This window comes from Campylobacter sp. CFSAN093229, from assembly GCF_011068225.1.
In the GTDB taxonomy this organism is placed as follows: Bacteria; Campylobacterota; Campylobacteria; order Campylobacterales; family Campylobacteraceae; genus Campylobacter_D; species Campylobacter_D jejuni.
In genome coordinates, this window is record NZ_JAAMXB010000006.1 from 66,954 (window position 1) to 75,685 (window position 8,732).

The 8,732-nt window shown below is 30.3% G+C and carries 8 protein-coding genes; all 8 read left to right on the forward strand.

Translation table 11 applies throughout. The features are described 5' to 3' along the window. Nucleotides 1-7 precede the first annotated feature (7 nt). Nucleotides 8-733, forward strand: a complete 726-nt coding sequence (locus tag FBE93_RS04070; RefSeq protein WP_059110955.1) for a phosphatidate cytidylyltransferase — start codon at nt 8-10, stop codon at nt 731-733. After that, nucleotides 730-1,800 carry a 1-deoxy-D-xylulose-5-phosphate reductoisomerase gene (gene dxr, locus FBE93_RS04075; RefSeq protein ID WP_002934390.1) on the forward strand — a complete coding sequence of 357 codons (1,071 nt, stop codon included), beginning with the start codon at nt 730-732 and terminating at the stop codon, nt 1,798-1,800. The genes FBE93_RS04070 and dxr overlap by 4 nt, the downstream gene beginning before the upstream one ends. Nucleotide 1,801: 1 nt before the next feature. Then, nucleotides 1,802-3,196 carry a M99 family carboxypeptidase catalytic domain-containing protein gene (locus tag FBE93_RS04080; RefSeq protein WP_002934391.1) on the forward strand — a complete coding sequence of 465 codons (1,395 nt, stop codon included), beginning with the start codon at nt 1,802-1,804 and terminating at the stop codon, nt 3,194-3,196. Next, on the forward strand, nt 3,193-4,200 hold the full coding sequence (tsaD, locus tag FBE93_RS04085; protein WP_002934392.1) for a tRNA (adenosine(37)-N6)-threonylcarbamoyltransferase complex transferase subunit TsaD: 1,008 nt from the start codon (nt 3,193-3,195) through the stop codon (nt 4,198-4,200). Before FBE93_RS04080 ends, tsaD begins: the two co-directional genes overlap by 4 nt. Further along, nucleotides 4,201-4,704, forward strand: coding sequence for a prepilin-type N-terminal cleavage/methylation domain-containing protein (locus tag FBE93_RS04090; protein ID WP_165434198.1), 504 nt, complete (start codon nt 4,201-4,203; stop codon nt 4,702-4,704). Continuing rightward, nucleotides 4,704-5,954 carry a DUF2920 family protein gene (locus tag FBE93_RS04095; protein ID WP_165434199.1) on the forward strand — a complete coding sequence of 417 codons (1,251 nt, stop codon included), beginning with the start codon at nt 4,704-4,706 and terminating at the stop codon, nt 5,952-5,954. The genes FBE93_RS04090 and FBE93_RS04095 overlap by 1 nt, the downstream gene beginning before the upstream one ends. 9 nt (nt 5,955-5,963) lie before the next feature. Further along, entirely contained in the window at nt 5,964-7,790 is a 1,827-nt protein-coding gene (locus tag FBE93_RS04100; protein ID WP_165434200.1) for a motility associated factor glycosyltransferase family protein, read from the forward strand. 82 nt (nt 7,791-7,872) lie between these two features. Further along, nucleotides 7,873-8,732 (forward strand): flagellin hook IN motif-containing protein (locus tag FBE93_RS04105; RefSeq protein WP_278184541.1); only part of this gene is annotated, 860 nt, incomplete at its 3' end.

The following is an 8,732-nucleotide window of genomic DNA, read 5'->3' on the forward strand; positions in this document are numbered from 1 at the left end:
GAAAAATATGTTTAATACAACTAGAATTATTTCAGCTCTTGTGATGATAGGGGCTATTATTATTATCGCGTTGATTGATCAATTTTTTATCAATTTTATCGTTTTTGCGGTTTTATTGTATTTATCTTTTAGCGAAGCAAAAAAACTTTTTGCTTTAGAAAATATTTCTATTATCCCTTTGGCTGTAGCTTTTATTTTAGGAAGTTTATCGTATAAAGCTTTGCTTTTTGGGATTTTAGCTTTGTTATTAGTCGTTGGATATTTGGTTTATAAAAAGGCTTCCTTAAAACCAGCTCTTATTTATATTTATCCCAGTTTGCCTATTTTAGCACTTTGGCAAGTGTATTTAGATCAGGGTATGTTCGCGCTTTTTTGGCTTATCATTATCGTTGCAGCTTGTGATAGTGGAGCGTATTTTATCGGAAAACTTATGGGAAAAACTCCTTTTTCTCCAACAAGTCCAAACAAAACCTTAGAAGGTGTTATAGGTGGCTTGATTTGTGCAAGTGTTATTGGAACTATTTTGGGAGTTTTTGTTTATAGCTTTTGGCTTTCTTTGCTTTGTTCGTTTTTTGTAGCGATTTTTGCAGTGATTGGAGATTTGCTTGAGAGTTATTTTAAAAGAGAAGCAGGCGTAAAAGATAGTGGAGAACTTATCCCTGGTCATGGGGGTGTGCTTGATAGAATCGATGCAGTGATTATCGCTGCTTTTGTGATGGTTGCTCTTTTATGATACTTTTTGGAAGTACGGGCAGCATAGGAGTAAATGCTCTTAAACTTGCTGCTTTAAAAAATATTCCTATTTCTGCTTTAGCTTGTGGGGATAATATAAAGCTTTTAAATGAACAAATCGCAAGGTTTAAACCTAAATTTGTTGCCATAAAAGATCCAAAAAACAAGCATTTAGTTAAACATGATAGAGTTTTTATAGGGCAAGAAGGTTTAGAGCAAATTTTAACAGAATGCCAAGACAAACTTTTGCTCAATGCCATTGTAGGTTTTGCAGGACTTAAAAGCACTTTAAAGGCTAAAGAACTTGGCAAAAACATAGCCTTAGCTAACAAGGAAAGCCTTGTAGTGGCGGGGAGTTTTTTAAAAGGAGCTAAATTTTTACCCGTTGATAGTGAGCATGCGGCTTTAAAATTTTTACTCGAAGGTAAAAAAAATATAGCAAAACTTTATATTACAGCAAGCGGCGGAGCTTTTTATAGGTATAAAATCAAAGATTTAAATCAAGTCAGTGTCAAAGATGCTTTAAAACATCCTAATTGGAACATGGGGGCAAAGATCACTATAGATAGTGCGACTATGGCAAATAAGCTTTTTGAGATTATAGAGGCTTATCATTTATATGATTTTAAAGAAATTGATGCTTTAATAGAACCAAGATCTTTAGTACATGCAATATGTGAGTTTAAAAATGGATCTAGCACAGCATATTTTTCAAAAGCAGATATGAAACTAGCTATTTCAGATGCTATATTTGAAAAACAAGATACGCCTATTTTAGAGGCTGTTGATTTTAGCAAAATGCCTGCTTTAAAATTTTATCCAATCAGCACAAAAAAATATCCTATTTTTAAGCTTAAAAATGCATTTTTAAAAGAGCCAAATTTAGGTGTTATCATCAATGCAGCTAATGAAATAGGTGTACAAAATTTCTTAGAAAATAAAAGTAGATTTTTAGATATTGCTAAATGTATTTTTAAAGCCCTTGATCATTTTGGAATACCTAAAATTTCAAGTATAGAAGAAGTTTTTGAGTATGATTTTAAAACAAGAGAGTATTTAAGGAGTTAAAATGAAATTTTTTTTAACAATTTTATTTTTTATAACAAGTATTTTTGCTTTAGAGCTAGACTTTAGTGTAGGAGAAAATGGAAAAAGTCTAGATGATAATAATACGGTTTTAATTTTTGGTGGAATTCAAGGTGATGAGCCTGGTGGATTTCATGCGGCAAGTTTGCTTTTGAGTGATTATAATATCACTAAGGGTAAGATTATAGTGGCTCCAAATTTAGCTTTTGATAGCATTATCAAGCGTTCGCGTGGGAATAATGGGGATTTAAACCGTAAATTTGCAAGTATTAGCCCAAAGGATCCTGATTATAAGAGAGTTCAACGCATTAAAGAGCTTATTTTACTTCCTGAAGTTAGCATGGTGATCAATCTTCACGATGGTTGGGGTTTTTATAAACCCACTTATATTGATGCGATGCAAAATCCTAAGCGTTGGGGAAATTCAAGCGTGATTGATACAAGTGAAATTAATGCAAGCAAATACCCTGATCTTGAAAATATCGCCACTCAAACTGTAAATAGTGTCAATTCTTCACTTGCCGATCCAAAGCATGCTTATTATCTTAAAAACACCAAAACCCAAGAGCTTGGCGATACGGAAATGCTTAAAGCTTTAACTTATTTTGTGATTTCAAATCACAAAGCTGCTTTTGCAAATGAAGCGAGTAAAAATCTACCTGTAAATTTAAGAGCTTATTATCATCTTTTAGCTATTGAAAATTATTTAAAAACTGCAGGAATTGAATTTAGTAGAGATTTTGAACTCACTCCACAAGGAGTTGATAAAGCTATAAATAAAGAGCTTGAAGTAAAACTTTTTGATGATAGAATTTTACTTTCTTTAAAAAATCCAAGAAAGGTTATCAACTATGTGCCTTTTCCGGTAAATAAAGAGTTAAATTATAACACAAGCAATGAACTTACCGCTGTTATCGCAGAAGGAAATTCTTTTTATATCCAGTATGGCAATCGTTTTCAAACAAGATTATATCCTGAGTATTTAGAATTTAGTGATGCTTTTAATGAAGTAACTTTTCAAGTTGATGGTAATGAAACCTCAGTTTCTTTTGGAACTAAGGTAAAAGTAAAAGAGAATTTTCTTATCCCAAAGATAGCTAATGTGCGTGTAAATATCATAGGCTTTGATCATGGAAAAGATGAAAGTGGTATTTTAGTCCATAAAAAAAATATGCAAACACAATACTCTTTAGACATGGCAGGTAAAATTTATAGAGTGGAATTTTATGAGCTAAGAGGAGCAAATTTGCAACAACTTTTAGAGGCAAATACCAATAGCAAGTTGATCAAAAATGCTAAAAATTTGGATTTAAACATTCTTAAAATGGCAAGATTAAAAGATAAATTCTTAGGTTCTATTTTAGTGGAATTTGAATGAAAAATCTTATCCTAGCTATAGAAAGTTCTTGTGATGATAGTTCTATAGCTATCATTGATAAAAACACCTTAGAGTGTAAATTTCATAAAAAAATTTCCCAAGAATTAGAGCATAGCATCTATGGAGGAGTGGTGCCTGAACTTGCTGCAAGACTTCATAGCGAAGCTTTGCCAAAGATACTTAAGCAATGCAAAGAGCATTTTAAAAATCTTTGTGCCATAGCTGTGACAAATGAACCTGGGCTTAGCGTTTCTTTGCTCAGTGGAATTTCTATGGCAAAAACCTTAGCAAGTGCTCTAAATTTACCCTTAATCCCTATAAATCATCTTAAAGGTCATATTTATAGTCTTTTTTTAGAAGAAAAAATTTCTTTAGATATGGGAATTTTGCTTGTTAGTGGTGGGCACACTATGGTGCTTTATCTTAAAGATGATGCAAACTTAGAGCTTTTAGCAAGCACAAATGATGATAGCTTTGGGGAAAGTTTTGATAAAGTAGCTAAAATGATGAATTTGGGTTACCCTGGTGGGGTTATCATAGAAAATTTAGCAAAAAACGCCAAACTTAAAAATATCTCTTTTAATATACCTTTAAAACATTCTAAAGAACTCGCTTATAGTTTTTCAGGGCTTAAAAATGCAGTGCGTTTAGAAATTTTAAAACATGAAAATTTAAGTGATGATATAAAAGCAGAAATAGCTTATGCCTTTGAAAATACAGCTTGTGATCATATCATGGATAAATTAGAAAAAATTTTTAATCTTTATAAATTTAAAAATTTTGGCGTTGTAGGCGGAGCTAGTGCAAATCTTAATTTGCGTTCGCGTTTGCAAAATTTATGTCAAAAATATAATGCAAATTTAAAACTAGCTCCTTTAAAATTCTGCTCTGATAATGCTTTGATGATAGCAAGAGCTGCGGTTGATGCTTATGAAAAAAAGGAATTTGTAAGCGTAGAAGAAGATATTTTAAGCCCTAAAAATAAAAATTTTTCAAGGATATAGATGAGAAAAGCTTTTACTATATTAGAACTTGTTTTTGTGATCGTTATTTTAGGAATTTTAGCTGCTATTGCTTTGCCAAAAATGAGTTCAAGCAAGGATGAAGCTGAAGTTAGCAAGTCTTTAAATAATCTTAAAACTTTGATCAATGATATAAGCATTTATACTTTAAAAAATGACCATTTAAGCTCTATAAAAATAAGTGGGATTGAAAATGTCGATCTTAGTAATTTTAACGGCGTAAAAGAAGTAAATTTTCGTGTAGGTGATGATAAAGAATGCTTAAAACTTGTTTTTATAAATAAGGCTGATTTTATACTCATGGGAATTTCAAGCAATGAGGCAAGTAAAAATGCTATCATCAACGCAGCCAATCAAAGCCATGAAGATTTAGAAAATATAGACTTTACAAGCTCTTCTAGCAATAAAGCTTGCGTGATCTTAAGCAAGAATGAAAATTTTAAAAATCTAGCGAGTAAAACTTATCTTTTAATAGGGGGAATGTAATGATAGTGAGTAAAACTTATGAGATTGACTCTTGTGATGATGTAGAACTTGGTATAAAAAGAGAATCAAAGCTTGAATTTAAGCTTTGTTTTGATGATGAAAAAGAAGTAAAAGCTTTAGTGTTTATTATCCCTGGGCTTGGTGGAGATGCGGATGAAAATTACCGTGAACACTTAGCTGAATTTGTAGCAGGCGAATTTAATGTGGCTGTAGCAAGTGTGAATTATCATTGTATTGGTAATCGTCCTCAAACAGGCTCTACTTTTTATTTAGATGATATAGACAAGCTTATTTTAAAAGCAAGTTGCGAAGCTATAGACATAAAGCTTCCTTATGATGTTGATAAAATTCAAGACTATAAACAAATGAGTGAAATTTTTCATTTTGTAAATAATCAAATAACCAAAGGCAAGCAAAAAGGTGATTTTGCACCAAATTATTTTTTAAATTTGCATGTGAGTTTGCAACCTACAAAAAATGAGTATCAAAATTTTGGCATTATGCAGACTCAAGATCTTTTAAATGTCGCACTTTATCTTAAAAAATATGCTCCTTTTGATACTATGGGGGGGGGTATACCAGTTATCATGATAGGTAGTTCTCATGGGGGATATTTAGCACATTTAGCCGCTAAAATTGCTCCTTGGTTGATAGATGGAGTGATAGATAACTCAAGTTATGCTAAATTTCTTTGGAGGCTTGTTGGGTTTGGTAAAGAAGTTGATTTTATGGAATATTCAGAGTTTGATACTTTTGATTTTTATCAAAATATTAGAGTTTGTTGTTCTAGTAAAACTTTTTGGACAAGTAATTCAAGCTCAAATAATTTTTTTTCAGTGTCAAGAAGAATGATAAGATATATCTTAGAGCCAATACATCTTGAAATTCAAGCTAATTACGCAAAACCATGTTATATTAGTTATCACTCTTTTTATGATAAAGAAATAGCCCCACCTGATGAAAAATTAGAACTTTATAAATATTTAAGACAATTTGGGTTTGATGCAGAACTTTATATGATAAAAAATCCAAATCAAATTGATGGTAAATTTATTAAAAATCTAGAACATGGTATGGGAATGTCTATAAAAACTTTGATTTCTAAAGAACTTCCTTTAATGCTAGAAAAAATAAAACAAAATCCAAAAAAAGATTGTAAAGAAAAATGTATCTCTTATCCTTGTGAGAATTTGTTGTATCAATTTAGCGAAAAAGATGACAAAATATCGCTAAAAATAGATAAAATTTAAGGAAAGCTAATGACCATACTAGAAAAAAACATACAAGCTTTATTAAGCGGGGTAAATGAACCCTTAGGAAATAAACTTTTAAATTTTATACAAAATAAAACTTGTTCTCGTTTTAATATAGATGAAAATTTGAATATCTTTGATAAAACTCATAATGTTTTTATGTATGAAAATTTAGAAGAAGAATTAAATTTTTTCTATCAAAGTATTTTAGAAAAAACTCCTAGATATCCTTTTGTATGTATTTATGGTATAGGCAATGTCTTGCTTATTAAAAATTTAGCTAAACACTATAAGCATCTTTTTGTATTTGAAAGCGAGATAGAACTTTTCATCCTAGCTTTAAGTACGCTGGATTTGAGCGAAGAGCTTTGTAGTGGAAAAATTTATCTGGTGGATATTCAAGAGAAAAAAATAAATTTACAACTTAGAATACTTTTTGACCAAAATGATGTATTTTTATGGTTAAATCTTTATGAGATGTTTATTAATAATAATTTTTATAAAAAATATTATTATGAGGAAATTTTGAATGCAGATAAAATTATACATGAAAATATTAATCTTATAATAAGAAATTTAGATCCTGACTCCAAAATTTCTTTGTCTTGTTATGAAAATTTTTACAAAAATATACCTTTAATGTTGAAAAATATACCTTTTAAAAGAATTATTGATGAAAGAAAAGGACTTTTTGAAAGCTGTATAGTTGTATGTGCCGGTCCTAGTCTTCAAAAGCAAATTCCATTGTTAAAAAAATATCAAGAAAATTTTGTGATTTTTTGTGTTGATGGAGCTTATCCTTTGCTTGTAAAACACAATATAACTCCTGATTATGTGTTAAATCTTGATTTTGAAGAATATCCGCTTGAATTTTTCAAAGAAGTTAATCCAGAAAATAAAACCTTATTTATATTAGCGGCAAGTACTTACCCTAGCGTGGTTGATTATCTTTATAAAAAACGAATTCCTTTATCTATAGTATTAAGTGATAATCTTCCTTATCAAAATCTTCATATTAATGATTTTGGTTATCTTGAATTTGGAACCCATGTTGGGCATGCTTGTTATACTTTGGCGATTGCTTTAAAATTTAAAAATATAATTATTATTGGGCAAGATTTATCTTTTGATAAACAAGGAAATTCTCATTTTGATAGTTTTGATTTGGGGAGTGATATAGATACAACCTTAAATATTCCTACATTAAAAACAGTTGCTTATGGAGGTTTAGGAGAAGTTTTAACACATTTAGCTTGGGATGATTATAGAAAAAAATTAGAGGATTTGTTTGCAAGAAATTCTCAAGTGAATTTTTTAAATGCCACAGAAGGCGGTGCTAGGATAGAATTTTCGAAAGAAATTAATTTTGAGTTATGTTGTAAGAAATTTAAGAATTTAAATAATAAATTAAATAAGTCTCTTCCAAAAACTTTAACAGCTAATCGTAGTGTTAAAATTTTAAATAAAATTTTAGAAACTTTTAAAGAAGAAAAACAAAATGCTTTATTTTGTTTAGAACATGCTATGAGATTAAATGATGTATTGAAAATGATTTTAGCTAGTGATAGAAAATTGCCTTTAGATTTTTTAAAAAATACATATGAAAGTGTTAGCAATTTTGAATCTTTTTTAGAAATAAATTCTTTATTAAATGATGGGGTTTTAAAAGGGGTGGTTTTTCATAAAGGTAAATTATTAAGTGAAGTTGTTATTAGTAAAATTGAAGATGAAAAAGAATATTTATTGATGTATTTAAAATCTTATAAGCAATGGCTTGAAATTTTTATTTTTAGATTGCAATTAAAATATGATATTTATAATTTTTTAGTTTAAAGTATAAATTTTTTAAAAAAAGTAACGATATAGGGTATAACAAGTTCATGGATGAACTTGAATTTATTTAAAAGGATTTAAAATGGGATTTCGTATTAACACAAATGTCGCAGCATTAAATGCAAAAGCAAATTCAGATCTAAACGCTAAGAGTTTAGACAGTTCATTAGCAAGACTTAGTTCTGGTCTTAGGATTAACTCTGCAGCGGATGATGCTTCAGGGATGGCGATAGCAGATAGCTTAAGATCTCAAGCAAATACTCTAGGTCAAGCGATCTCAAATGGTAATGATGCTTTGGGTATCTTACAAACTGCTGATAAGGCTATGGATGAGCAACTTAAGATCTTAGATACTATCAAGACTAAAGCAACTCAAGCGGCTCAAGATGGTCAAAGTTTAAAAACAAGAACCATGTTGCAAGCAGATATCAACAAACTCATGGAGGAACTTGATAATATCGCAAATACCACTTCATTTAATGGTAAACAACTTTTAAGTGGTGGTTTTACTAATCAAGAATTTCAAATCGGTGCAAGTTCAAATCAAACCGTTAAGGCAACCATAGGTGCAACCCAGTCTTCAAAAATCGGTGTTACAAGATTTGAAACAGGTTCACAAAGTTTTACTTCAGGTGTAGTAGGACTTACTATCAAAAACTATAATGGTATAGAAGATTTTAAATTTGATAATGTTGTGATTTCAACCTCTGTTGGAACAGGTCTTGGAGCTTTGGCTGAGGAGATTAATAGAAATGCCGATAAAACAGGAGTTCGTGCAACTTATGATGTAAGAACAACTGGTGTTTATGCTATTAAGGAAGGAACTACTTCTCAAGACTTTGCTATCAATGGGGTTGTAATTGGCAAGGTTGACTATAAAGATGGCGACGGTAATGGTTCTTTAATTTCAGCTATCAATGCGGTTAAAGACACAACCGGAGT